Raw genomic sequence first — 24,653 nt, 5'->3', positions numbered from 1 at the left:
GAAGACCGAGTTCACCGCCCGTTTGCGCGCCGTACGGGTGGACCCGCGGGCCGGGGGCGGCGTTGGCGATCATCATCATCGATCGGGGGCCCGGGCCACAAACCGCCGGTGGGTGGGCGGCTTAGGGTGTCGGTCATGACATGGCTGATCACAGGTGGGGCGGGATACATCGGGGCACACGTGGCACGGGCCATGGTGGCGGCGGGCGAGCGGGTCGTGGTGCTCGACGACCGCTCCAGCGGCGTCGTGGACCGGCTGCCGGACGCCGTCACGCTGGTGGAGGGCTCGGCCTCCGACCGGGCCCTGCTGGACCGGGTGCTGGCCGACCACGCGGTGAGCGGTGTGGTGCATCTCGCGGCGAAGAAGCAGGTCGGCGAGTCCGTGGAGAGGCCCCTGCTGTACTACCGGGAGAACGTGGCCGGACTTGCCGTGCTGCTGGAGGCCGTGGTCGCGGCGGGGGTGCCGCGCTTCCTCTTCTCGTCCTCGGCGGCCGTCTACGGCGTACCGGACGTGGACCTCATCACGGAGGAGACCCCCTGTCTCCCGATCAACCCGTACGGCGAGACCAAGCTCGCCGGTGAGTGGCTGGTGCGGGCCACCGGGAAGGCCCACGGGCTCTCGACCGCCTGTCTGCGGTACTTCAACGTGGCGGGCGCCGCCGCGCCGGAACTCGCGGACACCGGGGTCTTCAACATCGTGCCGATGATGTTCGAGCGGCTGACGCGCGGCGAGGCCCCGCGGATCTTCGGTGACGACTACCCGACGCCGGACGGCACCTGTGTCCGTGACTACATCCATGTCGCCGATCTGGCGGAGGCGCATCTCGCCGTCGCCCGGCGGCTGGACGGGGCGGGCGCCGGTGAGCTGACGCTCAACGTGGGCCGGGGCGAGGGCGTCTCGGTCCGGCAGCTGGCCGAGGTGATCGGCGAGGTGACGGGTCACGGTCCGAAGCCGGTGGTCGAACCGCGCCGGGCCGGTGACGCGCCGACGGCGGTGGCGTCGTCCGCGCGGATCACCGAGGAGCTGGGCTGGACGGCACGACGGGGCGTCCGCGAGATGGTGGAGTCGGCCTGGGAGGGCTGGTGCCTGCGCCACCCCGAGGCGCGTTCGTGATCGGTCACGAGGGGCGTCGGTGATCGTGTCAACGCCCTGACCTGCGGAACGTTTCCGCAGGTCAGAGCCAATGACAACGGTGTTCAGTCCCGTGTTGCCCGATACCCCCCACCCGTAGTTCACTGGCCACGTCGAGGCGGTTTCGCCCGGCGCGTCGCAGGGACCTGGAGGCGTTTCGCATGGGGGCTGGACACGATCACGGGCATACACACGGCGGGCCGCCCCCCACGGGCACGGCGGCCGCCGCGTACCGGGGCAGGCTCCGGGTGGCCCTGGGAATCACGCTGAGCGTGATGGTCATGGAGATCGTCGGCGGGGTGCTCTCCGACTCGCTGGCCCTGATCGCGGACGCCGCCCACATGGCCACCGACGCCCTGGGGCTCGGGATGGCGCTGCTCGCCATCCACTTCGCCAACCGTCCGGCCGGGCCGAACCGCACCTTCGGCTTCGCCCGCGCGGAGATCCTGGCGGCGCTCGCGAACTGTCTGCTGCTGCTGGGGGTCGGCGGCTATCTGGTCTTCGAGGCGGTCGAACGGTTCATCACCCCGGCCGAGACGAAGGGCGGCATGGCCATCGCGTTCGCCGCCGTCGGCCTGGTGGCCAACGTCGTCTCCCTCTCCCTGCTGATGCGCGGGCAGAAGGAGAGCCTGAACGTACGGGGCGCCTATCTGGAGGTGATGGCCGACACCCTGGGCTCGCTCGCCGTGATCATCTCGGCAGGCGTCATCATGGCGACCGGCTGGCAGCCCGCCGACCCGATCGCCTCCCTGGTGATCGGCCTGATGATCGTCCCCCGGACCGTGAAGCTGCTGCGGGAGACCCTGAACGTGCTGCTGGAGGCGGCGCCCAAGGGTGTGGACATGGCGGAGGTGCGGGCCCACATCACGGAGCTTCCCGGGGTCCTGGGCGTCCACGACCTGCACGCCTGGACGATCACCTCGGGTATGCCCGTGCTCTCCGCCCATGTGGTGGTGCGCCAGGAGATGCTCGACTCGATAGGGCACGAGAAGGTGCTGCACGAGCTGCAGGGCTGCCTCGGGGACCACTTCGACGTGGAGCACTGCACCTTCCAGCTGGAGCCGAGCGGTCACGCGGTGCACGAGGCGCGGCTCTGCCACTGAGGCGTCCCGAGTGCGGGCCGCGCTGGTGCTAGGGTGGGTTTCGCTGAGACGTTCGAGTCTCACGGTGGAGCGGAACCCGGTGACACCGGGACCCTTTCGAGAGGAGCTGAGGTTGATGACGGTCGCGACGACGCCTTCACGGCGCGGCAATCGGTCCTTCCTCATCTCCCGGGTTTCCGGCTAGGTCCACTCTCTTCCCGGATCGGGTCGGAGCCCTCACACCCAAGGGTTCCCACGTTGACCGACCACACTGACGACGCCTCGCGCACCGAGGCGTTCTTCACCCTGCACCACCGTCTTCCCCGGCAGAGCCCCGGCTCCGACGCGACCACGCGTCGGCTGCTCGCTCTCGCCGGCCCGCTGCCCGACCGCCCGCGCGTCCTCGACCTGGGCTGCGGTCCCGGCCGGGCGGCTCTGCTGCTCGCCGCCGAGGCGGGCGCCGAGGTGACCGCGGTCGACCTGCACCAGCCGTTCCTGGACGAGCTGCGCGAGGCGGCCGGGGCCCGTGGCCTCGGCGATCGCGTCCGTACCGTCAAGGCGGACATGGGCGACCTCACCGGGCCCGGGTTCCCCGCGGGGTCCTTCGACCTGATCTGGGCCGAGGGCTCCGCGTACTTCATCGGGTTCGACACCGCCGTCCGGGACTGGCAGCGCCTGCTGGCGCCGGGCGGCGCGATGATGATCTCCGAGTGCGTCTGGACCACGGACGCGCCGTCCGCCGGGGCGCGCGGCTTCTGGGACCGCAACGGCTCCCCGCGCACCCTGCCGGAGACCACCGCGGCGGCCGTCGCCGCCGGCTGCACGGTCGACGCCGTGCTGCTCCAGCCCGAGAGCGACTGGGACGAGTACTACGTACCGCTCGCCGAACGGGTCGGGAGCGCCGACCCCGGCACTCCCGGTATGGAGTGGGCGCTCGCGGCCACCCGTGAGGAGCTGGCGGTGCGGCGGGAGCACGGCACGGAGTACGGCTACGCCGCGTACGTGCTGCGCCCCGCCGATCCCCGGTGGACCACCCGTCCGGAGACACCGGCGGACCGTGCGGCCGTGCACGCGGTCAACACGGCCGCGTTCCCCACCCGGGGCGAGGCGGACCTCGTGGACGCCCTGCGGGCCGACTCCGAGGCCTGGCTGCCGGAGCTCGGCCGTGTCGCCGAGGCCCCGGACGGTTCACCGGCGGCGTACGCGCTGCTCACCCGCTGCCGGGTCGGCGACGCCCCGGCGCTCGCCCTGGCCCCGGTGGCCACCTCTCCCGCGTACCAGCGGCAGGGTGCGGGGCAGGCCGTGGTGCGGGCGGTGCTGGATGCCGCCCGGGTGCGCGGGGAGGCCCTGGTGCTGGTGCTCGGTCATCCCGAGTACTATCCGCGCTTCGGTTTCGTGCCGGCCTCGCGCTACGGGATCCGGCCGGGTTTCGAGGTGCCTGACGAGGCGATGATGGCCCTGGTACTGGACGACTCCGTCCCTGTTCCGGCGGGCATGATCCGCTATCCGGCGGCCTTCGGGGTCTGACGCTCCGTCCGCTCCGCCGCGCTCCCGGGGCGCGGCGGGGCGGACATGCCCGGACCCGCAGTGCGGACAAGCGGCTTTTGTACGGCAGACTTGACCGGACTCCAGGGGCCCGGCGCACGAGGCCGGGGACCAAAGCGAAGGATGGGTATGCCGACCACACCAGCCACCGCGACGCACAGCTCGTCGAACGGCACCGCAGAAGCGATCATGCTCGAACTGGTCGACGAGAACGGCACCACGATCGGCACCGCGGAGAAGCTGGCGGCCCACCAGGCCCCCGGGCAGCTGCACCGCGCGTTCTCCGTGTTCCTCTTCGACGAGCAGGGGCGGCTCCTGCTCCAGCGCCGGGCACTCGGCAAGTACCACTCCCCCGGTGTCTGGTCGAACACCTGCTGCGGACACCCCTACCCGGGCGAGGCCCCGTTCGCGGCCGCCGCCCGGCGTACGTACGAGGAGCTGGGGCTCTCCCCCTCGCTGCTGGCCGAGGCCGGAACGGTCCGCTACAACCACCCGGACCCCGTGTCGGGGCTGGTGGAGCAGGAGTTCAACCACCTGTTCGTGGGGATGGCGCAGACGGCGCCGGAGCCGGACCCCGAGGAGGTCGGGGAGACGGCCTTCGTGACGGCGGCGGAGCTGGCGGAGCACCACGCGCGGGCGCCGTTCTCGGCGTGGTTCATGACGGTGCTGGACGCGGCACGGCCGGCGATCCGTGAGCTGACGGGCCCGTCCGCGGGCTGGTGAACCCTCGCTCGTATTCGTACGGGGCGGTCAGAGCTGCGTCTTCAACGGCAGCGCCGCCCAGATGATCTTGCCGCCGCTCGCGGTGTGCTCGACGTCGCAGGTGCCGCCCGCCTCCGCGGTGATCACCTTGACCAGCAGCAGACCCCGGCCGCCGGTCTGCGCGTAGTCCGTCTCCAGCGCTGTGGGGCGGTAAGGGTGGTTGTCCTCGACCGAGACCCTGACCCAGTCGGCGGCGATGGCCACCTCGACGGCCAGTTCGGGCGAGAGGAGCGCCGCGTGTTTGACGGCGTTGGTGACCAGCTCCGAGACGATCAGCAGGAGCCCCTGGAGGATGTCGTCCTCGATCGGCACGCCCTGCCGGTCGAGGAGGTCGCGTACGGCGTGCCGGGCGCTCGGCACGGACGCGTCCACGGCCAAGGCGGTGAAGCGCCACACCCCCTCGTACGACAGGGGGTCGGCGGGGGCACTCCCGAGGCTCTCCATCGTCCGGCACCAGCTCTCACTCGCACTGCACTGACCGTCGAGTAAAGAGTGTTGGGAATGGCCTGGTCGGGCCCGTGCCACTGATCGGAAGTAGCCAGGTATCGGCGCTATTTGACCAAACATGCGTGATCTTGGCGGCCCGGGGACTACTTCCGCTCGTCTTCTGGTGACGTGATCGGCTCGTCCGGGGGCGGGGCGGTTTCATCGAGCCGCTCCGAGACCATGCTCACGATGCGTCGGCCGCCCACGCCGATGGCGATCAGGCCGAGCCCGTCGAACAGCAGGGCCAGCGAGAAGAAGCAGCCGAGGACGTAGAGGCTGCTGTGCGGCCAGTCGAACAGCACCAGCAGGCCCAGCAGCAGCCCGAAGGCGCCCTGCAGCAGCGTCCAGCCCATCTGCGGACCGCGCACCACGACGCTGCCGACCAGCCGGAAGACGCCGCCGGTCAGGAAGAGCAGGGCGGCGAACATGGTCAGCGCCTCGGCCGTGCCCTCGGGGTGCTTGATGACGACGACGCCCGCGGCGATGTTGAGGGCCGCGACCACCACGCCCAGCCAGAAGTAGTTCGTCCCGCGTGACTCGATCGCGTGCAGCAGCCCGACCAGGCCGCCGACGAGCAGCAGCCAGCCGAAGAGCAGCATCGAGGTGAGCGTGGCGACGCCGGTGTAGACGAGACCGATGACGCCCGCGATCACCAGCAGCGTGCCGAGCAGCGCGAGCCAGCCGAAACTGCGGCTGAGCTTCCGGCCCTCGGCGGTGGATTCGTTCATCGACGACTCCTAACGGTGCGCGCCCGCCCCGCGACCCCTTCTTGATCATAGGTTCGAACCTTCCGGATAGCATCCGGCGCATGGACCCTATGGACCCCCGCCTGATCACGACCGTCGAGCGCGGCGTCGCCACGGTCGTGATCGCGAACCCCGCCAAACGCAACGCGATGACCACCGCGATGTGGCGGAGTCTGCCGGAGCTGCTGGAGCGGCTCGCGGCAGATCCGGCGGTCCGGGCGCTGGTGCTGACCGGAGCCGGGGACACCTTCTGCGCCGGCGCCGACATCTCCACGCTGCGGGAGGATGCGGACACCGCCCAGGGCCTGGCGGTGGCGGCCGAGGAGGCGCTCGCCGCGTTCCCCCTGCCGACACTGGCCGCGGTGCGCGGCTACTGCGTGGGCGGCGGCGGCCAGCTCGCCGCCGCCTGCGATCTGCGGTTCGCGGAGGAGGGGGCCTCCTTCGGGGTCACCCCGGCCAAGCTCGGCATCGTCTACCCGGCCTCCTCGACCCGCCGACTGGTCGCCCTCGTCGGTCCGGCCACGGCCAAGCACCTGCTGTTCTCCGGCGAGCTGATCGGCACGGAACGGGCGCTGCGCACCGGCCTGGTCGACGAGGTGCTGCCCACCGGCGGCCTGGACGGGCGGGTCGAGGAGTACGTACGGGTCCTGGCGTCCCGGTCCCTGCTCACCCAGGCCGCGGCGAAGGAGTTCGCCGCGGGCCGGACGGACCGGGACGCCCACTGGGCCGCTGAGGCGCGGGGCAGCGGTGACACGGCGGAGGGCGCCGCCGCCTTTCTGGAGCGGCGCGCGCCCCGGTTCACCTGGAGCGCGGGACCTACCGGGTGATGTGGCGGCTCCTGGCCCGCCATTCCTCGACGAGGGCGGCGGGGGCCTTCTCCGGCGATCCGCAGTCGTAGGGCGGCTGCGGGTCGTACTCCGTGAGCAGCTGCACCGAGCGTGCCACGTCGTCGCCCGCGATCCGGCCGAGCAGGGTCAGCCCCATGTCGATGCCGGAGGAGACCCCGGCGGCGGTGACGTACTTGCCGTCCAGGACGACGCGTTCCCCGGTGGGCTCGACGCCGAACTCCCTCAGCGTCTCCAGCGCCAGCCAGTGCGAGGTGGCCCGCCTGTCCTTCAGGAGCCCGGCGGCGGCCAGCAGTAGCGACCCGGTGCAGACGGAGGTCGTCCAGGTGCTGGTGGCGTCGGCCGAGCGCAGCCAGCCGAGCAGGGCCTCGTTCTCCATCTGGTCGCTCTGGCCGGGGCCGCCCGGGACGATCACCAGGTCCGGGGAGGGCACCTCGGCGAGGGTCTTCTCCGCGACGAGCGAGAGGCTCCCGCTGTCATTGCGGACGGGGCCGGTCCGTGTCGCGACGAAGACGGGCTCGGCGCCGGGCGCACGGCTGAGGATCTCGTACGGGCCCACCGCGTCCAGGGCGGTGAAACGGTCGAAGAGCAGGATGGCGATCTGCACGGGAGCTGCCTCTCGGTTCGGTCGGTCACTCGGTCGGACGGTGCGGTTCAGCTGCTGGACGCGGGGGTGCGGAAGCGGCGGCGGTATTCGGCCGGCGCCGTCGCGAGGGTCTTCACGAAGGCACGGCGCATGGCTTCCGGGGTGCCGTAGCCACTGGCGCGGGCGACCCGCTCGACACCGTCGGCGGTGTCCTCCAGGAGCCGGCGGGCGTGCTCCAGGCGGACTCGCTCGACGTACCGCCCCGGGGTCGTTCCGGTCTCCGCCCGGAACGCGCGGGCGAAGTGCCGGGGCGAGAGCCGGGCGCGGGCCGCGAGGGCGGCGACCCCGAGGTCGGCGCCGGGGTGCTGGGTGATCCAGTGCTGGACCTCGCGCAGCGGTTCGCTCCGTGCTGTCTGGGCGGAGAGCTGGGCGCTGAACTGGGCCTGGTTGCCGGGGCGGCGCAGGAACACCACGAGGTGCCGGGCGATGTCCAGCGCGAGGTCCCGCCCGTGGTCCTCCTCGACGAGCGCGAGGGCGAGGTCGATGCCCGCGGTGACGCCCGCCGAGGTGGCCAGCCTCCCGTCCCGTACGAAGATCGGGTCGGGATCGACGTGGACGGCCGGGTAGTCGCGGGCCAACTGCTCGCAGTGGTTCCAGTGGGTGGTGACCCGGTGGCCGTCCAGCAGGCCCGCCTCGGCCAGCAGCAGCGCGCCCGTGCACACGGAGACGAGCCGCTCCGCCCGCGGCGCGTGCTCGCGCAGCCAGCCGGTCAGCTCCGGGTGGGAACCCCGGGTGCCGTGCCCGCCGGGCACCAGCAGGGTGTGCGGTACGGGCGCGTCGGCGAGGCTGCTGTCGGGCATCAGGGTCAGGCCGCTGGTGGAGCGGACGGGGCCGCCGTCGAGCGAGGCGGTCCACAGGTCGTAGGAGACGCCCGGAGCCCGGGAGGCTCCGGCGAAGACCTCCACCGGGCCGGTGACGTCGAGACTCTGGATGCCGTCGAAGAGGACGACGAGCACGGTTCGCTGCTGCACATCCGCCATCCTGGGCGGTGGGCGGCGATGGCCGCAATGACGAGTACCCCACGTTTCCTGCCACCGACCGGCCTCGGCCCGCGCCGGACCTGCCCTGGACCTCCCCTGGAGCTGTCCTGGAGCTGTCCTGGAGCTGTCCTGGAACCGCCCTGGCCCTGTCGTTGGGCCCGTCCTGGTGGATCGTTGGGCTCCCCCGGGGTTCCGCTCCGTACCGACCAGTCGGTAACGTGGCGGTATGAGTACTCTCCCGGCCCGCGCGGAGCGCCGCTGCCACAACGCCGTCAACCCCTTGCACTCCTGCCTCTTCTTCTCCCCCGACCTGGGCGCGGAGATGGCGAAGATAGGCATCGAGGACCAGAGCGCCGTCTACTTCGCGACCCGGGCCGCCGCACTCGGCGCGGTCGGGGCGGGGACCGTCAGCGCCACCTTCTACAACTTCAACCCCGCGCTGGTGGCCCGCCATGTGCCCGCCGTCTGGGAGACCGCCTCCCCCGACGTGGTCCTCGGGGCCCGGCTGCGGGCGGCGGACACGACGCTGCGCCGGCTGCTCGGCGAGGAGGTCATCGCCTCCGAGGCGATGGCGGAGGCGGCCCGGCTCGCGCTGCGCGCCACCGAGGCCTGCACGCCGCACGCCCGCCCGCTCTACGCCGCGCACGCGGATCTGCCGGTGCCGGAGGAGCCGCACCTGGCGTTCTGGCACGCCGCGACCCTGCTGCGCGAGCACCGGGGCGACGCGCATCTCGCCGCCCTGCTCGCGGCCGGTCTGGACCCGCTGGAGTCGCTCGTCAGCCACACGGCCACCGGCAAGGGCATGGCGATCGGCTGGCTCCTGTCCACCCGTGGCTGGCGGCGCACCGACTGGGAGGCCGCGTCCGGCCGGCTGCGGGAGCGCGGGCTGCTGGCCGACGGCGAGGAGTTGGCGCTGACCGAGGCGGGCACGGCGCTGCGCGCGGAGGTCGAGGAGGCGACGGACCGCATGGACACCGCCCCGTACGAACACCTGGGCGCGGAAGGTGTGGAGCGGCTCACCGAACTGGGACGCGGCTTCCTCTTCACGGCCGCCGCCGCGGGGGCTTTCCCGGCCTCGGCGACCGGCCAGGGCTGACCCCGCACCGCTCGGGGCCCTCGCACACGCCGGGGGCTCCGGGCGTGTGCGTCGAGGTCACGCGACACGACGCCCGGCCACCCGGCACAATGCAGGCCAGGGGGGACACCCCCGGCAAGCAAGAACGTGCTCATCGCGACACGAGCACGGCCAGCACAGCCAGTACGAGAAGGCGAGTCGGGAAAACCGTGACGACGTCCATCGAAGGCAGGATCGCCGAGGAGCTCGGCGTACGGGAGCGACAGGTCAGGGCGGCCGTCGAGCTGCTCGACGGCGGATCGACCGTGCCGTTCATCGCGCGCTACCGCAAGGAGGCGACCGAATCCCTCGACGATGCGCAGCTGCGCACGCTGGAGGAGCGGCTGCGCTATCTGCGGGAGCTGGAGGAGCGGCGTACGTCGATCCTCGAATCCGTACGCGAGCAGGGCAAGCTCGACGCCGCGCTGGAGGCGAGCATCCGGGCCGCCGAGACCAAGGCGCGTCTGGAGGACATCTACCTGCCGTTCAAGCCGAAGCGGCGGACGAAGGCGCAGATCGCCCGGGAGGCGGGGCTCGAACCGCTGGCGGACGGCCTGCTCGGTGACCCGTCGGTCGATCCGCTCGCGGCGGCCGCCGCGTTCGTGGACGGTGACAAGGGCGTCGCGGACGCGGCGGCCGCCCTGGACGGGGCCCGGTCGATCCTGACCGAGCGGTTCTCCGAGGACGCCGACCTGACCGGCGAGCTACGCGAGCGCATGTGGACGCGCGGCCGGCTGGCGGCGAAGGTGCGCGAGGGCCAGGAGGAGGCGGGCGCGAAGTTCGCCGACTACTTCGCCTTCACGGAGCCGTTCACCGCGCTGCCTTCGCACCGGGTGCTCGCGATGCTGCGCGGCGAGAAGGAGAACGTCCTCGACCTGGTCCTGGAACCGGAGGAGCCGGAGGCCGCCGAGCGGCCGGGCCCGTCCGCGTACGAGAGCATGATCGCCCGTCGCTTCGGGATCGCCGACCGGGGCCGCCCGGGCGACAAGTGGCTCGGCGACACCGTGCGTTGGGCGTGGCGGACTCGGATCCAGGTGCACCTGGGCATCGACCTGCGGTTGCGGCTGCGCACGACGGCGGAGGACGAGGCGGTGCGGGTCTTCGCCTCGAACCTGCGCGATCTGCTGCTCGCCGCCCCGGCCGGGACGCGGGCCACGCTGGGCCTGGACCCCGGATTCCGTACGGGGGTGAAGGTCGCGGTCGTCGACGCCACCGGCAAGGTCGTGGCCACCGATGTGATCCACCCGCACGTGCCCGCGAACAAGTGGGACCAGGCGCTGGCGAAGCTCGCGCACCTCGCGAAGGAGCACGCGGTCGACCTGGTCGCGATCGGCAACGGCACGGCGTCCCGTGAGACGGACAAGCTCGCCGGTGAACTGATCGACAAGCACCCGGAGTTGAAGCTCACGAAGGTGATGGTCTCGGAGGCGGGCGCCTCGGTGTACTCCGCCTCCGCGTTCGCCTCGCAGGAACTGCCCGACATGGACGTGTCGTTGCGCGGCGCCGTCTCCATCGCCCGGCGGCTCCAGGACCCGCTGGCCGAGCTGGTGAAGATCGACCCGAAGTCGATCGGCGTCGGGCAGTACCAGCACGACCTGTCCGAGGTGAAGCTGTCGCGTTCGCTGGACGCGGTCGTCGAGGACTGTGTCAACGGGGTCGGTGTGGACGTCAACACCGCGTCCGCGCCCCTGCTGTCACGGGTGTCGGGGATCAGCTCGGGGCTCGCCGAGAACATCGTCGCCCACCGGGACTCCAACGGGCCCTTCCGGTCGCGCAAGGCCCTCAAGGACGTCGCGCGGCTCGGCCCGAAGGCGTACGAGCAGTGCGCGGGCTTCCTGCGGATCCGCGACGGCGACGATCCGCTCGACGGCTCCAGCGTGCACCCCGAGGCCTACCCGGTGGTGCGGCGGATGGGGAAGACGGCGGGCGGCGAGGTGGCCTCGCTGATCGGTAACGCGGAGGCCCTACGCGCCCTGCGCGCCGCGGACTTCGTGGACGACATGTTCGGGCTGCCGACCGTGACGGACATCCTCAAGGAACTGGAGAAGCCGGGGCGCGACCCGCGTCCGGCGTTCCGGACGGCGACCTTCAAGGAGGGCGTCGAGAAGCTCGGCGACCTGGAGCCCGGCATGGTGCTGGAGGGCGTCGTCACCAACGTGGCGGCGTTCGGCGCGTTCGTCGACGTCGGCGTCCACCAGGACGGTCTGGTGCACGTCTCGGCGCTGTCGAAGACGTTCGTGAAGGATCCGCGCGACGTCGTGAAGCCCGGGGACATCGTGAAGGTCAAGGTCATGGACGTCGACGGGCCGCGCAAGCGGATCTCGCTGACGCTGCGTCTGGACGACGAGCCGGGCGCGGGCGGCGGTTCCGGCGGCGAGCAGCAGGGCCGCGGCGAGCGCGGCGGCCGTCCCCCGAAGCAGCGCCAGGGGCAGGGCCAGGGTCAGCCGTCCGGCAGCGGCCAGGGCAGGCAGGGCGGCGGCGGCCGGGACCGGCGCGGTGGTGGCGGTGCGTCCCGGCAGGGCCAGGGGGCCCCGGCTCCGGCGAACAGCGCCATGGCGGACGCGCTGCGACGGGCCGGGCTGACCGATCCGAAGCAGGGCGGCGGCCGGGGCCGCTGAGACGGACAGGGGTGGGGGCGGGCCGCCGTGTGCGGCCCGCCCCCACCCCGTGACTCCGCTCAGACTTCCTTGACCTGGCCGTCGGCCACCTCGATGCGGCGGGTCGTGCGGACCGCCTCCAGCATCCGCCGGTCGTGGGTGACCAGCAGCAAAGTGCCCGTGTACGTCTCCAGGGCCGCCTCCAGCTGCTCGATGGCGGGCAGATCCAGGTGGTTCGTCGGCTCGTCGAGCACCAGGAGGTTGACGCCCCGGCCCTGGAGCAGGGCGAGGGCGGCGCGGGTGCGCTCGCCCGGGGACAGGCTGGTCGCCGGGCGCGTCACGTGGTCGGCGCGGAGGCCGAACTTGGCGAGCAGGGTGCGGACTTCCGCCGGTTCCGTGTCGGGCACGGCGGCGCAGAACGCGTCCAGCAGCGACTGCGCGCCCAGGAACAGCTTGCGGGCCTGGTCCACCTCTCCGACGACGACGCCCGAACCGAGGGTGGCGTTCCCGGAGTCCAGCGGCAGCCGCTCCAGCAGGGCGGCCAGCAGGGTGGACTTGCCGGCGCCGTTGGCCCCGGTGATGGCGACCCGGTCCGCCCAGTCGATCTGGAGCGAGGCAGGGCCGAAGGAGAAGTCGCCGCGCACCACGCGGGCGTCGCGCAGGGTCGCGACGACGGATCCGGAGCGCGGGGCGGAGGCGATCTCCATGCGCAGCTCCCACTCCTTGCGCGGTTCCTCGACGGCGTCGAGGCGTTCGATCATGCGCTGGGTCTGGCGGGCCTTCGCGGCCTGCTTCTCGCTGGCCTCGCTGCGGGCGTTGCGGCCGAGCTTGTCGCCGTCGGTCGCCTTGCGGCGGGCGTTCTTGACGCCCTTGTCCATCCAGGAGCGCTGCATATGGCCGCGTGCTTCGAGGGACGCCTTCTTGTCGGCGTACTCCTCGTAGCCCTCGCGGGCGTGCCGGCGGGCGGTCTCCCGCTCCTCCAGGTAGGCCGCGTAGCCGCCGCCGTACAGGTTGATCTGCTGCTGGGCGAGGTCCAGCTCCAGCACCTTGGTGACCGTGCGCATCAGGAACTCGCGGTCGTGGCTGATGACGACGGTGCCCGCGCGCAGACCGGACACGAAGCGCTCCAGGCGCTCCAGGCCGTCGAGGTCGAGGTCGTTGGTGGGCTCGTCCAGCAGGAAGACGTCGTAGCGGGACAGGAGCAGCGAGGCGAGTCCGGCGCGTGCGGCCTGCCCGCCGGAGAGCGCGGTCATGGGCCGGTCGAGCCCCACGGTCAGGCCCAGCTCGGCGGCGACCTGCTCGGCCCGTTCCTCCAGGTCCGCGCCGCCGAGGGCGAGCCAGCGCTCCAGGGACTCGGAGTAGGCGTCGTCCGCGCCCGGGGCGCCCGCGACCAGGGCCTCGGTCGCCTCGTCCATCGTGCGCTGGGCGTCGGCGACGCCGGTGCGGCGGGCCAGGAACGCGGACACCGTCTCACCGTCGCGGCGCTCGGGCTCCTGCGGGAGGTGGCCGACGGTGGCGGTGGGCGGGGAGAGCCGCAGCTCGCCCTCCTCCGGGTGGTCGAGCCCGGCGAGCAGCCGGAGCAGGGAGGATTTGCCGGCGCCGTTGACTCCGACGAGACCGATCACGTCACCCGGGGCGACGACGAGGTCGAGCCCGGCGAAGAGCGTGCGGTCGCCGTGTCCGGCGGCGAGGTCCTTGGCGACGAGAGTGGCAGTCATCAGGGTGCCGATCCTAGTCTCCGGCGCTCCATGCCCATCGCCCTGTGCCCCTGGCCTCCGGATTCGGGCTCCGTTAGCGTCCACGAAGCGACCGGGTGCACCGGTGGCACTGTGACAGGAGTGACCGTGATGGCGGATGTGATCGTGGTGGGCGGCGGGGTCGTCGGTCTGACCACCGCCGTGACGCTGGCGGAGCGCGGGCCGCGGGTGCGGGTCTGGTCGCGCGATCCGGCCGGGGCGACGACGTCGGCGGTGGCCGGGGCCCTGTGGTGGCCGTACCGGATCGAGCCGGCGGAGCGGGTGGGCGACTGGTCGCTGGCGACGCTGGCGGTCTACGAGGAGCTGTCGGGCGCCGCGGAGGAGACCGGCGTACGGCGGGTGGCGGGGCTGCACGGCGGGGAGCGGCTCGCGGCGCTGGGCGACTGGTCGGCCGGGCTGAAGGACGCCGTGGAAGTGCCTGAAGGGCTGCGGGTGACCTTGCCGCTGCTGGACATGCCCGTCCATCTGGCGTGGCTGGAGCGGCGGCTCGCGGCCGCGGGCGGCACCGTGGAGCGGCGGGCGGTGACGGGGTTCGGCGAGGCGGCGGAGCGGAGCCCGGTGGTGGTGAACTGCACGGGGCTCGGGGCGCGCGAGCTGGTGCCCGACGCCGGGGTGCGGCCGGTGCGGGGGCAGCTGGTCGCGGTGGAGAACCCGGGGATCGAGGAGTGGTACACCGAGGCGGATCCGGCGTCGGCCGCGACGACGTACTTCTTCCCGCAGCCGGGCCGGCTGGTGCTGGGCGGTACGGCCGAGGTGGACGATCCGCGCACGGAGCCCGACCCGGGGACGGCGCGGGACATCGTGGCGCGGTGTGCGCGGATCCGGCCGGAGATCGCCGGGGCCCGGGTGCTCGGGCACCGGGTGGGGCTGCGCCCGGCGCGGGAGGCCGGGGTGCGGATCGAGGCGGAGGCGCTGCCGGGCGGCGGTCTGCTGGTGCACAACTACGGGCACGGCGGCGCGGGCGTGACCGTGGCCTGGGGGTGTGCGCGGGCGGCGGCGGCGCTGGTGGGCTGACCGGGGCCCCGGGCACGGGCCCGGAGGGTGGTGGTGCGCGCGCGGGCCCGCCGGTTGCTGCATGCGGGCCCGCCGGGAGCGGAACTGCCCGGTGGTGCGCGGATGCCTGCCGCGGCCGGGCCCGCCCGGCGGCGCGAGGGACACGACGTACCGGAGCCCGCGGCCTGTCGGCGCTCGCGGGCTCCGGTACGGGTACGGAGGGGACGGAGGCCCCCGGTCAGTCGGAGGGGCGCTTCTCCGTGGCCGTGGAGCCCGATCCGGTGGTGTCGGGCCTGTGGCGCTCGTCCACGATGGTCGTGGTCCCGGGGCCGATGCGGATCTCGAAGTCGCCGTCGTACTTGGCGTGGCCCTCGATCACCGCGGACTCGACCGCCTCCACGCCGAACTCCTGGCGGACGATCTGCGGGTCCTTGCGCAGGTCCCGCATCAGGGCCACGCACATGCCGATCATGACGAGGGCGAAGGGTGCGGCCACCAGGATGGTGAGGTTCTGCAGCCCTTGGAGCGCGTTCTCCTTGCCGTCGCCGATGAGCAGCATGATCGCGGCCACGGCCCCGGTCACGACACCCCAGAAGATCACGACCAGCTTGCTCGGTTCGAGGACGCCCTTCTGGGAGAGGGTGCCCATGACGATGGAGGCGGCATCGGCTCCGGAGACGAAGAAGATGCCGACGAGGACCATCACCAGAATGCTCGTGAACGTGGCGATCGGGAACTCCTGGAGGACGCCGAACAGCTGCGCCTCCGGGGTGTCGGCGCCACCGAGCTTCCCGGCCTCGTCCAGCTTCATGGCCGATCCGCCGAAGACGGCGAACCAGATCAGGCTGACGGTGCTGGGCACCAGGATGACGCCGCCGACGAACTGACGGATCGTGCGGCCGCGGCTGATCCTGGCGATGAACATGCCGACGAAGGGCGTCCAGGAGATCCACCAGGCCCAGTAGAAGACGGTCCAGCTGCCGAGCCAGTCGGCCACGTCACCGCCGCCGGTCGCCTCGGTGCGTCCGGCGAGCTGCCCCAGGTCGGTGATGTACGCGCCGAGGGAGGTGGGCACCAGGTCGAGCACGAAGATCGTGGGACCGGCGATGAAGACGAACACGATGAGGAGGAGGGCCAGCACCATGTTGATGTTGGACAGCCACTGGATGCCCTTCTCGATGCCGGAGACCGCGGAGGCGACGAAGGCGACGGTCAGCACGGCGATGACGGTGACGAGAAGTCCGGTGCCCGCCTTCTCCAGCCAGTCCAGCTCCTGGATGCCGCTGCCGATCTGGAGCGCGCCGAGGCCCAGGGAGGCCGCGGAGCCGAACAGGGTGGCGAAGATGGCCAGGATGTCGATGACGCGGCCGACGCCGCCGTAGGCATGACGCTTGCCGATCAGCGGTTCGAAGACCGCGCTGATCGTCTGCCGCCTGCGCATCCGGTAGGCGCTGTAGGCGATGGCGAGGCCGACCACGGCGTAGATGGCCCAGGGGTGCAGCGTCCAGTGGAAGAGCGTGGTGGCCATCGCCGTCTGCATGGCCTCGGCCGAGTCGGCGGGGTCGGTGCCCGGCGGCGGGGTGCGGAAGTGTGCGAGGGGCTCGGCGACGCCCCAGAACATCAGCCCGATGCCCATACCGGCGCTGAACATCATCGCGATCCAGGAGATGGTCCGGAACTCCGGCTTCTCGCCCTCCTGGCCGAGGCAGATCTTCCCGTACCGGCTGACGGCCAGCCACAGGGCGAAGATGACGAAGGCGGACGCGGCCAGTATGAAGGCCCAGCCACCGTTGTGGATCAGCCCGGTGAGCAGCTTGCCGGAAACGGTCTCCAGGGAGTCGGTGGCGATCGCGCCCCAGACGACGAAGGCGAGGGTGAGGACCGCCGTGACTCCGAACACCACCCGGTCGGTGGTCGGCGTCCTGGTACTGAGCGGTTCGGGAGGAAGGTCCGCCGTGACCGACAGCCCTTCCCGCCCGTCCGTTGTCTGGTCGTCCTGGGGCACTGATGGCACCTTTCACCGAGTCTGAAAAACGCTCTCCGTAGGCAGTACCACACCTGCCCAGGATCTCCAGGGATCAACAAGCCGTTCTGGCTTGACCGTTTGCGAGGTGATATGTCGCCCGCTGATCGAGAAGCAGCGGAATCAGGCGTCGAGCCGACTGGCGCAAGGGCACGAACGCGCCACCCTCCTCCGGTCGGGCCGTGACGCCGTGCAGGGCCAGCTCGTCCTTGACCGCCGCGTACTGGGCCGCGTCCAGCCGGTAGCCGCACGGCGGGTCGGCGAGGATCTCCGCCGGCTCGGCCGGGTCGTTGTCGGCGCCGCCTAGATACACCGGTCCCCGGTCGGCGAGGCCGGACAGGCGGGCGAGGGCGGTGGCCGTCCGGAGCCGGACGCGCTGCTCGTCGGTGAAGGCGAAGAGACCGCCGAGCGCGGTCTGCTGGGAGTGGACCCGGCGCCGGTGGTTGAGCGCCTGATCAGCCTTCTCCGCGTCGCTCAGCGCGTCGGTGCGGGACTCGATGAGCAGGCCGACCGCGTGCTTGAGGCCGGAGGTGTTGCGCAGGATGCGTTCCTGGCCGTCGCCGGCGACCTGTTTGACGGGCTCCCCGGTGGCCGGGTCGGTCCAGATGCCGTAGTGGCCGTTGCTGTAGCCGCCCGCCGTCGCGGCGGGGCGGACGTACCGCTCGGAGAGGGTGCGCGAGACGTCGTGGACCCGGTCGTCGACGTTGAGGTTCCGCGGCCACAGCGCGAACAGGTCCTTGTCGTAGTACGGCGGGGTCGCGCCGTACTCGTGCAAGTCGTAGATCAGCTGGGGCCGTTCGTCGCGTACGACGGTGGCGACGGCCCGCGCCTCGGCGGTCTCCAGGGCGATGTGGTCGCGGTTGACGTCGACCCCGTCGGCGTTGCCGCGGGTGTCGGCGGCGCGTCCGTCGGGGTTGGCCGTGGGCAGCACCAGCAGGGTCGTACGGGCCAGGAAGGCGCGGGTCGCCGGGTCCTCGGCGAACGCCAGGTCACGGATGGCGGTCAGACAGGCCTCGCGCCCGGCGGGCTCGTCCCCGTGCTGGCTGCAGACCAGGAGCACCGTGGTGGTGGCGGCCCCGGGGCCTTCCTGGCCGACGCGTACGAGCCGCAGGGGGCGGCCCTGACCGGTCGTTCCGACGTGGTCCACGGAGACCCGGCCGCTCCCCCGGTCCACCGCGGCGAGGAAGGCCCGCTCCTCCGCCTCGCCGGTCCAGCGGGCCCCCTCGCTCGTCTCGAACCCGGTGCGCGGCGGGCGGTGCGCGGCCTCGGCGGGCGCGATGGCGAACGGGAGGGCCAGCCCGGCGAGTGTCGCCGCCACGGCTGTCCGGCGCATCGCTCTCGCCCTGCGGCGGGCGGGTGCCGACTGCGGCCGGGCGGGACCGGCGACCGGCGCGAGCCACGGATGCGGGCTGAGCATGCGGAGCGCACGAGCGACGCGAGGGGTCATCAGCGGCCTCCGGAGCATGCGGGCGGGCGCCGTGACGCCCGTCCGGCTGTCGGCAATGTGCGGACGTTACCCCGCTCAACTCCTGGGCGACAGGGGTTGATCACCGCTGTCGTACGTGTCGTACGGGCCGTCCGCGACGACCGAACGGCGATCGTGTGACAGAGGCGCCCGGGCAGGGCGCCTCCTGCTCCGCCCCGTGCAGGGCCTCATGACGTCCGGTCGGGAGATCATCCGAGCCGACGCTGTGGAGTTCGTGTGCACCGCGGATTCTCCGTCCGCAGCGCGCCGGCGGCCGGTCAGGACGTGAAGATCGCGGCGCCGAACGCCGTGCTCGACCACGGCGACCACGGCGATGGAGCCGACCGGGAACACGCGGGTCACGATCACCGCTGACGTGTCCCGGGGCGGCGGAACGGCGGGCGCTCAGCCGGTCCGACGCGCCTCGGCGGCGCGGGTCCCGTGCCCCGCCGTACGCGACGCGGCGCGGGCCGCTCGCGCCCGGGGCAGATAGCGCAGCCGCTCCGGGAGGACGGGGACGACGACGCGCAGCACCGCGCACATGCGGCGCAGCCGCTTCTCCTGGTCCGGGGTCCACGGCAGTCCGATGGCCAGGCGGGCGTCGGGCGGCATGAGCCCGATGGTGACGAAGCGGCGGAAGCGGGCCAGCGGCGGCAGCAGCACCGGCCACAGCGCCCGCAGCAGCAGTCGGAGGGGCCACGGCCCCCGGTCCGGCGGCGGGACGGACTGGTCGGTGGCGACGAGCTCCCGGACGACGGGGGTCGCCTCGATCTCCCCGGCGAGCATCTTCTCCCAGTACGGCCAGAAGTCCTCGACGGTCTGGGGCATGTCCCGGTCGTGGATGCCCAGGATCCGGCCGACCTGGAGCCACTCCGCGTACAGGGCGCGCTCCTGGGCGGGACTCATGGGGCGGATCAGATACCGGGCCGCGTGCTGGTACACGGGGAAGCCGGTGGCGTGCACCCAGGCGTAGTTGGCGGGCGTCAGAGCGTGGTAGCGGCGGCCTCGGGTGTCGGTCCCCTGGACGGTGCGGTGCAGCACCCGCAGCCTGCGGCCCTCCTCGGCGGCCTCCGCGCCGCCGTAGACCCAGAGCTGGAGCGAGCGCAGCGAGCGTTCGCCGCGCCCCCAGGGGTCCGTACGGAAGACGGAGTGCTCGTCGACGCCGGCGCCGACGGCCGGGTGGGCGACCTGGAGCGTGAGGGCCGCGGGCAGCATCAGCAGGGCGCGGATGTCACCGGACAGGCTCCAGAGCACCCCGCCCGGCGGGGGCGGCTCGGGGTTCTTCGCGTCGGTCGCGCTGCTCATCCGTGCTCCCGCGGTCCCGGCGGGCCTGCCGTGCGCTACCCGTGCCCTGTTCCTCTCCTCCATGATCCCTCGCCCCCGGGAGAACCCCCGGGCGGGGTCGGAGACCGCCGACGGGCCGGTCAGCCGTGGTCGTACACCGTCACCGGTATGCCCGCGGATATCAGGCGTCGCTCGGTCAGCGGCTCGATCCCGGCCCACGTGCCGCCCGCGAGCCCGCAGCCGATCCGGGGCATATGGACCGAGGCCCCCGGCTCGCCCGCCTTGGCGGCCACCGCGCCGAGCGCCGCGTACCGCACGGGCCGCCGCTGACAACGGGCTTGGGGATGACCCGTGCGGGGAGTCGGCGGCGGCCCCGACCGGATCAGCGCAGCCGGGTCGTCGCGTAGGTCACGATGGCGTCCCGCTGGTATTCGGGCAGCCCCGGCGTGATCGCGTCGTAAGCGGCGCGCCACTCCTCGTTGTCCACGCAGGAGCGCCCGATCGCCCGGTACTCCTCGGCGGTGACCGTACGCACTGCGGACAGGGCCCGGTACTGGGCGTCGATCTCCGCCTGGACCGCGTCGGCGTCATGAGGCGTACCGGCCATCAGCAGCTCGGCCAGCCGGATCATCTGGGCCGTGCGCTCACGCTGCCCGGCCTCGATCTCGGCCTCACTCATCGCCGAGGCGCGTCGCCCGGCCTGCTCGGTCAGCGCCGGGAAGTCGCGCATGCCGTCTTCGTACCGTTCGGGCCGCATGCCCTCGAACAGGTTCTCCGGTCGGTTGATGGCGTCCATGGATCTGCCGTCCTTCCTGGAACAGCTACCTCACAGGGCCAGTGTCTCCGGCCCTGGCCACGACGTTAGGAGCTGCCGCAGCGGCAACCTCAAGCCCGGAACTACGGCGCCTCCCGGGCCACGGGGTGGACGGGGCCTTCCCGGTGGCGGACACTTTCACAGTGCTGGTGAGACACCAGCACTGTCCGATACGCGGAACAGACCGGCGGGGAGCAGAGATGGCGACGGGGACCGGCGAGCCGACGCTCACGGTGGACGAGCTGGCGGCGCGCGCCGGGGTCACCGTGCGCACCGTGCGGTTCTACAGCACCCGGGGCCTGCTGCCGCCCCCGGTCATCGGAGCCCGCCGGGTCGGACACTACGGGCCGGATCATCTCTCGCGGCTCGCGCTGATCGAGGAGCTCCAGCAGCAGGGCATGACGCTGGCGGCGATCGAGCGCTATCTGGAACAGCTGCCGCCCGACCTGAGCGCCCACGATCTGGCGATCCACCGGGCGCTGGTCGCGTCCTGGGCGCCGGACCGGACCGAGGATCTGCCCCGGGCCGAGCTGGAGCGGCGGGCCGGGCGGGCGCTGTCGGAGGCGGATGTGGAGCGGCTGGCGGCGATGGGGGTGCTGATCCGGCCGCAGGAGGACGGCGGGGCGTACCGGGTGGATCCGGGGCTGCTGCGGCTCGGGGTGGAGCTGCTGGACGTGCCGATCGCGCACGAGACGATCCTGGCGGCGCGGACCGTTCTGCTGGAGCACACCCGCTCGGCCGCCCAGGAGATGACCCGGCTCTTCCGCGACGAGGTGTGGAGCCCTTATCGGGAGCGTGAGGGCGACCCGGAGCACGTGGCGGCGATGAAGTCGCTGTCCGCCGATATGCAACCGATCGTGGTGCAGGCGCTGGTGACGGCGTTTCAGCGATCGTTGAAGGAGGAGCTGCGGGCCGCGTTCACCGCCGAGTGACGGTGAACGCGGTGCACGGGCGCCTCAGTCGTGGAAGGTCTCACCCTTCTCCGCCTTCTCCACCAGCAGCGCGGGCGGCAGGAAGCGGTCGCCGTAGCGCTCGGCGAGTTCCCGGGCGCGGGCCACGAAGCCGGGCAGGCCGCCCTCGTACCCGTTGATGTACTGGAGGACGCCGCCGGTCCACGGCGGGAAGCCGATGCCCATGATGGAGCCGATGTTGGCGTCGGCGACGGAGATCAGGACGTTCTCCTCCAGGCAGCGGACACTGTCCAGGGCCTCGGAGAAGAGCATCCGCTCCTTCATGTCCTCGAAGGGCACGTCGGCGTCGGGCTTCGCGAAGTGTTCGCGCAGTCCGGGCCAGAGACCGGCCCGCCTGCCGTCCTCGTCGTAGTCGTAGAAGCCCGCTCCCCCGCTGCGCCCCGGGCGGCCGAACTCGTCGACCATGCGGTCGATGACCTCGTCGGAGGGGTGGCCGGGCCAGCTGCCGCCGGCCTCCTGGACCGCGCGCTTCGTCTCGTCGCGGATCTTGCGCGGCAGGGTCAGGGTCAGCTCGTCCATCAGGGAGAGCACCTTGGCCGGGTAGCCGGACTGGGCGGCGGCCTGCTCGATGGAGGCGGGCTCGACGCCCTCGCCGACCATGGCGACGCCCTCGTTGATGAACTGGCCGATGACGCGCGAGGTGAAGAAGCCGCGGGAGTCGTTGACGACGATCGGCGTCTTCTTGATGCGTCGTACGAGGTCGAAGGCGCGGGCGAGCGCCTCGTCGCCGGTGCGCTCGCCCTTGATGATCTCGACGAGCGGCATCTTGTCGACGGGCGAGAAGAAGTGCAGTCCGATGAAGTCGACGGGGCGCGAGACGCCTTCGGCGAGGACCGTGATCGGGAGGGTGGAGGTGTTGGAGCAGAGCAGCGCGTCCGGCTCGATGACGCCCTGGATCTCCTGGAACACCTTGTGCTTGAGGGCGGTGTCCTCGAAGACGGCCTCGATCACCGCGTCGCAGCCCGCGAGGTCGGCCGCGTCACCTGTGGGGGTGATCCGGGCCAACAGCTCGTCGCGCTTCGCCTCGGTCGTACGGCCCCGGGAGAGCACCTTGGCGAGCAGTTTCTCGCTGTACGCCTTGCCCTTGGCGGCCGCCTCGGTGGAGACGTCCTTGAGGACGACCTCGATCCCGGCCCTGGCGCAGGAGTAGGCGATGCCCGCGCCCATCATGCCCGCGCCGAGGACGGCGACCTTGCGGACGGGGCGCTCGGGGATGCCCCTCGGTCGGTTGGCGCCGGAGTTGACGGCCTGGAGGTCGAAGAAGAACGCCTGGATCATGTTCTTGGAGACCTGGCCGGTGACCAGCTCGGTGAAGTACCGGGCCTCGATGGTCAGGGCGGTGTCGAAGTCGACCTGGGAGCCCTCGACGGCCGCCGCGAGGATGTTGCGCGGGGCGGGCATCGGCGCGCCCGCGAGCTGCTTCTTCAGGTTGGCCGGGAAGGCCGGCAGGTTGGCGGCGAAGCGCGGGTTGGACGGGGTGCCGCCGGGGATCTTGTAGCCCTTGACGTCCCAGGGCTGCCGGGACTCGGGATGGGCGTCGATGAAGGCGCGGGCCTTCTCGGTCATCTCCTCGCGGGTGGCGGCGACTTCGTGGACGAGCCCGTTCTCCAGGGCGCGCCGCGGCGTGTACTGGGTGCCCTGGAGCAGCACCTTGAGCAGGGCGTCGGCAATGCCCATGAGGCGTACGGTCCGGGTGACGCCGCCGCCCGCCGGGAGCAGGCCGAGGGTGACCTCGGGCAAGCCGATGCGGGAGCCGGGGACGTCGAGGGCGACGCGGTGGTGGCAGGCGAGCGCGATCTCGTAACCGCCGCCGAGGGCCGCGCCGTTGATGGCGGCGACGACGGGCTTGCCGAGGGTCTCGATGCGGCGGAGCGAGGCCTTGATGGCGTTGCCGGCGTCGAAGGCGTCCTGGGCGTTCTCCGGGCCGGCCTTGACCATCTCCTTGAGGTCGCCGCCGGCGAAGAAGGTCTTCTTGGCGGAGGTGTAGATGATGCCGCGGATGGAGTCCTTCTCGGCCTCGGCGCGGTCGGCGACGGCCGCGATGGAGTCCTTGAAGGCCTGGTTCATCGTGTTGGCCGACTGGTTCGGGGCGTCGAGGACGAGGGTGACGACGCCGGTCTCGTCCTGTTCCCAGCGGATGGTCGTGCTCTCGGTCATGTCGGTGTCTTCTCCGTAAGCGGGTAGGGCCAGGTCAGATGCGTTCGACGACGGTGGCGACGCCCATGCCGCCGCCGACGCAGAGGGTGACCAGGCCGAACCGCTGGTCGCGGCGCTCCAGTTCGTCGATGACGGTGCCGAGGATCATCGCGCCGGTCGCGCCGAGGGGGTGGCCCAGCGCGATCGCGCCGCCGTTGACGTTGACCTTCTCCAGGGTCAGGCCCATGTCCTTGACGAAGCGCAGGACGACTCCGGCGAAGGCTTCGTTGATCTCGACGAGGTCGATGTCGTCGATGGTCAGCCCGGCCTTGGCGAGTGCTTTGCGGGTGGCGGGGGCGGGGCCGGTGAGCATGATGGTGGGCTCGGAGCCGGAGACGGCGGCGGAGACGATACGGGCGCGCGGGGTCATGCCGTAGCGCTCGCCGACCTCCTGGGAGCCGATGGCGACGAGCGACGCGCCGTCCACGATGCCGGAGGAGTTGCCCGCGTGGTGGACGTGGTCGATCTTCTCGACCCAGTGGTACTTCTGGAGGGCCACCGCGTCGAAGCCGCCCATCTCGCCGATGCCCGCGAACGAGGGCTTGAGCGCGGCGAGGGAGTCGGCGGTGGTGCCGGGGCGCGGGTGTTCGTCGTGGTCGAGGACGAGGAGGCCGTTGCGGTCCCTGACGGGGACGACGGAGCGGGCGAAGCGGCCGTCCTTCCAGGCGGCGGCGGCGCGTTCCTGGGAGAGCGCGGCGTACTCGTCGACGTCGCGGCGGCTGAAGCCCTCGATGGTGGCGATGAGGTCGGCGCCGATGCCCTGCGGGGCGAAGCCGGTCTCGAAGCTGGTCATCGGGTCCATGGCCCAGGCCCCGCCGTCGGAGCCCATCGGCACCCGGGACATCGACTCGACGCCACCGGCGAGGACGAGGTCCTCCCAGCCGGAGCGGACCTTGGCGGCGGCCAGGTTGACCGCCTCCAGGCCCGAGGCACAGAAGCGGTTCTCCTGGACCCCGGCGACGGAGTCGGGCAGGCCGGCCGCGATGGCGGCGATACGGGCGATGTCGGAGCCCTGGTCTCCGAGCGGGCTGACCACGCCGAGGACGATGTCGTCGATGGCGGCCGGGTCGAGGTCCGGGAAGCGGCCCCGGATCTCGTGGATGAGGCCGACGACCAGGTCGATCGGCTTGGTCCCGTGCAGGGCCCCGTTGGCCTTGCCGCGGCCGCGGGGGGTGCGGATCGCGTCGTAGACGAATGCTTCGGTACTCAAGACAGC

At 72.3% G+C, this 24,653-nt stretch carries 20 protein-coding genes and 2 pseudogenes; 10 read left to right on the top strand and 12 right to left on the bottom strand.

Annotated features, from left to right (window positions below; all coding sequences use genetic code 11):
* The first annotated feature begins 135 nt into the window (after nt 1–135).
* The 4 genes from galE to idi all read left to right on the top strand — a co-directional run bounded on the left by galE (nt 136) and on the right by idi (nt 4,481).
* Complete coding sequence (galE, locus tag D581_RS0101225) at nt 136–1,113, top strand: UDP-glucose 4-epimerase GalE (protein ID WP_026290067.1); 978 nt, start codon at nt 136–138, stop codon at nt 1,111–1,113.
* Nucleotides 1,114–1,292: 179 nt separating this feature from the next.
* Nucleotides 1,293–2,234, top strand: a complete 942-nt coding sequence (locus D581_RS0101220) for a cation diffusion facilitator family transporter (RefSeq protein ID WP_026290066.1) — start codon at nt 1,293–1,295, stop codon at nt 2,232–2,234.
* Between the two features lie 237 nt (nt 2,235–2,471).
* Entirely contained in the window at nt 2,472–3,740 is a 1,269-nt protein-coding gene (locus D581_RS0101215; protein WP_018955399.1) for a bifunctional class I SAM-dependent methyltransferase/N-acetyltransferase, read from the top strand.
* Nucleotides 3,741–3,887: 147 nt separating this feature from the next.
* A complete protein-coding gene (gene idi / locus D581_RS0101210; protein ID WP_018955398.1) occupies nt 3,888–4,481 on the top strand; it encodes an isopentenyl-diphosphate Delta-isomerase in 594 nt (197 codons plus the stop codon).
* A 27-nt stretch (nt 4,482–4,508) separates the two neighbouring features.
* Here the strand turns inward: idi and D581_RS0101205 are convergent, their stop codons facing one another.
* Together D581_RS0101205 and D581_RS0101200 are read right to left on the bottom strand one after the other, a co-directional pair.
* Complete coding sequence (locus D581_RS0101205) at nt 4,509–4,964, bottom strand: ATP-binding protein (RefSeq protein WP_018955397.1); 456 nt, start codon at nt 4,962–4,964, stop codon at nt 4,509–4,511.
* A 146-nt stretch (nt 4,965–5,110) separates the two neighbouring features.
* Nucleotides 5,111–5,734 carry an HdeD family acid-resistance protein gene (locus tag D581_RS0101200; protein ID WP_018955396.1) on the bottom strand — a complete coding sequence of 208 codons (624 nt, stop codon included), beginning with the start codon at nt 5,732–5,734 and terminating at the stop codon, nt 5,111–5,113.
* Between the two features lie 80 nt (nt 5,735–5,814).
* On the opposite strand from D581_RS0101200, the gene D581_RS0101195 reads away from it, so the two are divergent.
* Nucleotides 5,815–6,579 (top strand): enoyl-CoA hydratase-related protein, encoded by a 765-nt coding sequence (locus tag D581_RS0101195; RefSeq protein WP_026290065.1) that lies wholly within the window; start codon nt 5,815–5,817, stop codon nt 6,577–6,579.
* Here the strand turns inward: D581_RS0101195 and D581_RS0101190 are convergent.
* Nucleotides 6,569–7,204, bottom strand: a complete 636-nt coding sequence (locus D581_RS0101190) for a DJ-1/PfpI family protein (protein ID WP_018955394.1) — start codon at nt 7,202–7,204, stop codon at nt 6,569–6,571. The two genes, D581_RS0101195 and D581_RS0101190, sit on opposite strands and share 11 nt — an antisense overlap.
* 47 nt (nt 7,205–7,251) lie before the next feature.
* Nucleotides 7,252–8,214 (bottom strand): GlxA family transcriptional regulator, encoded by a 963-nt coding sequence (locus D581_RS0101185; RefSeq protein WP_018955393.1) that lies wholly within the window; start codon nt 8,212–8,214, stop codon nt 7,252–7,254.
* A gap of 235 nt (nt 8,215–8,449) precedes the next feature.
* On the opposite strand from D581_RS0101185, the gene D581_RS0101180 reads away from it, so the two are divergent.
* The gene (locus D581_RS0101180) at nt 8,450–9,319 is read left to right on the top strand and encodes an SCO6745 family protein (protein WP_018955392.1); all 870 of its coding nucleotides are present in this window, start codon (nt 8,450–8,452) and stop codon (nt 9,317–9,319) included.
* A 188-nt stretch (nt 9,320–9,507) separates the two neighbouring features.
* Nucleotides 9,508–11,955, top strand: a complete 2,448-nt coding sequence (locus tag D581_RS0101175) for a Tex family protein (RefSeq protein ID WP_018955391.1) — start codon at nt 9,508–9,510, stop codon at nt 11,953–11,955.
* 59 nt (nt 11,956–12,014) lie between these two features.
* On the opposite strand, the gene D581_RS0101170 is transcribed toward D581_RS0101175, so the two are convergent.
* Complete coding sequence (locus D581_RS0101170; protein WP_018955390.1) at nt 12,015–13,652, bottom strand: ABC-F family ATP-binding cassette domain-containing protein; 1,638 nt, start codon at nt 13,650–13,652, stop codon at nt 12,015–12,017.
* Nucleotides 13,653–13,781: 129 nt separating this feature from the next.
* Here D581_RS0101170 and D581_RS0101165 point away from each other — a divergent pair, with 129 nt between their 5' ends.
* Nucleotides 13,782–14,705: an FAD-dependent oxidoreductase gene (locus tag D581_RS0101165; protein WP_018955389.1), complete on the top strand. Its 924-nt coding sequence runs from the start codon at nt 13,782–13,784 to the stop codon at nt 14,703–14,705.
* Between the two features lie 217 nt (nt 14,706–14,922).
* Here D581_RS0101165 and D581_RS0101160 read toward each other — a convergent pair whose 3' ends face one another.
* A complete protein-coding gene (locus tag D581_RS0101160; RefSeq protein WP_018955388.1) occupies nt 14,923–16,689 on the bottom strand; it encodes a BCCT family transporter in 1,767 nt (588 codons plus the stop codon).
* 73 nt (nt 16,690–16,762) lie between these two features.
* Entirely contained in the window at nt 16,763–18,154 is a 1,392-nt protein-coding gene (locus D581_RS0101155) for a M14 family metallopeptidase (RefSeq protein ID WP_026290064.1), read from the bottom strand.
* A gap of 255 nt (nt 18,155–18,409) precedes the next feature.
* Between D581_RS0101155 and D581_RS1000000141150 the strand changes: the two genes are divergently transcribed.
* Nucleotides 18,410–18,547 (top strand): hypothetical protein, encoded by a 138-nt coding sequence (locus tag D581_RS1000000141150; protein ID WP_018955386.1) that lies wholly within the window; start codon nt 18,410–18,412, stop codon nt 18,545–18,547.
* A gap of 30 nt (nt 18,548–18,577) precedes the next feature.
* Here D581_RS1000000141150 and D581_RS0101145 read toward each other — a convergent pair whose 3' ends face one another.
* The 3 genes and pseudogenes from D581_RS0101145 to D581_RS01000000136655 all read right to left on the bottom strand — a co-directional run.
* Entirely contained in the window at nt 18,578–19,477 is a 900-nt protein-coding gene (locus tag D581_RS0101145) for an oxygenase MpaB family protein (protein WP_018955385.1), read from the bottom strand.
* A 119-nt stretch (nt 19,478–19,596) separates the two neighbouring features.
* Nucleotides 19,597–19,776 (bottom strand): annotated as a pseudogene (locus D581_RS1000000139095) (Appr-1-p processing protein); the annotation flags it as partial.
* 62 nt (nt 19,777–19,838) lie between these two features.
* A pseudogene (locus tag D581_RS01000000136655) lies at nt 19,839–20,273 on the bottom strand (TipAS antibiotic-recognition domain-containing protein); the annotation flags it as partial.
* Nucleotides 20,274–20,470: 197 nt separating this feature from the next.
* Here D581_RS01000000136655 and D581_RS0101130 point away from each other — a divergent pair.
* The gene (locus D581_RS0101130) at nt 20,471–21,202 is read left to right on the top strand and encodes a MerR family transcriptional regulator (protein WP_018955382.1); all 732 of its coding nucleotides are present in this window, start codon (nt 20,471–20,473) and stop codon (nt 21,200–21,202) included.
* A gap of 24 nt (nt 21,203–21,226) precedes the next feature.
* Here the strand turns inward: D581_RS0101130 and D581_RS0101125 are convergent, their stop codons facing one another.
* Nucleotides 21,227–23,398: a 3-hydroxyacyl-CoA dehydrogenase NAD-binding domain-containing protein gene (locus D581_RS0101125; protein ID WP_018955381.1), complete on the bottom strand. Its 2,172-nt coding sequence runs from the start codon at nt 23,396–23,398 to the stop codon at nt 21,227–21,229.
* A 34-nt stretch (nt 23,399–23,432) separates the two neighbouring features.
* Nucleotides 23,433–24,647, bottom strand: coding sequence for an acetyl-CoA C-acetyltransferase (locus tag D581_RS0101120; RefSeq protein ID WP_018955380.1), 1,215 nt, complete (start codon nt 24,645–24,647; stop codon nt 23,433–23,435).
* Nucleotides 24,648–24,653 lie beyond the last annotated feature (6 nt).

The organism is Streptomyces sp. CNB091 (assembly GCF_000377965.1).
The sequence above is the reverse complement of the archived record's forward strand: the minus strand, read 5'-3'. Positions and strand labels throughout refer to the sequence as shown.

Bases quoted from the DNA above. Each gene is read 5' to 3' on its own strand.
- galE (WP_026290067.1), top strand. From the start codon at position 136: ATGACATGGCTGATCACAGGTGGGGCGGGATACATCGGGGCACACGTG.
- D581_RS0101220 (WP_026290066.1), top strand. From the start codon at position 1,293: ATGGGGGCTGGACACGATCACGGGCATACACACGGCGGGCCGCCCCCC.
- idi (WP_018955398.1), top strand. From the start codon at position 3,888: ATGCCGACCACACCAGCCACCGCGACGCACAGCTCGTCGAACGGCACC.
- D581_RS0101205 (WP_018955397.1), bottom strand. From the start codon at position 4,964: ATGGAGAGCCTCGGGAGTGCCCCCGCCGACCCCCTGTCGTACGAGGGG.
- D581_RS0101200 (WP_018955396.1), bottom strand. From the start codon at position 5,734: ATGAACGAATCCACCGCCGAGGGCCGGAAGCTCAGCCGCAGTTTCGGC.
- D581_RS0101195 (WP_026290065.1), top strand. From the start codon at position 5,815: ATGGACCCTATGGACCCCCGCCTGATCACGACCGTCGAGCGCGGCGTC.
- D581_RS0101180 (WP_018955392.1), top strand. From the start codon at position 8,450: ATGAGTACTCTCCCGGCCCGCGCGGAGCGCCGCTGCCACAACGCCGTC.
- D581_RS0101170 (WP_018955390.1), bottom strand. From the start codon at position 13,652: ATGACTGCCACTCTCGTCGCCAAGGACCTCGCCGCCGGACACGGCGAC.
- D581_RS0101165 (WP_018955389.1), top strand. From the start codon at position 13,782: ATGGCGGATGTGATCGTGGTGGGCGGCGGGGTCGTCGGTCTGACCACC.
- D581_RS0101155 (WP_026290064.1), bottom strand. From the start codon at position 18,154: ATGACCCCTCGCGTCGCTCGTGCGCTCCGCATGCTCAGCCCGCATCCG.
- D581_RS0101145 (WP_018955385.1), bottom strand. From the start codon at position 19,477: ATGAGCAGCGCGACCGACGCGAAGAACCCCGAGCCGCCCCCGCCGGGC.
- D581_RS0101130 (WP_018955382.1), top strand. From the start codon at position 20,471: ATGGCGACGGGGACCGGCGAGCCGACGCTCACGGTGGACGAGCTGGCG.
- D581_RS0101125 (WP_018955381.1), bottom strand. From the start codon at position 23,398: ATGACCGAGAGCACGACCATCCGCTGGGAACAGGACGAGACCGGCGTC.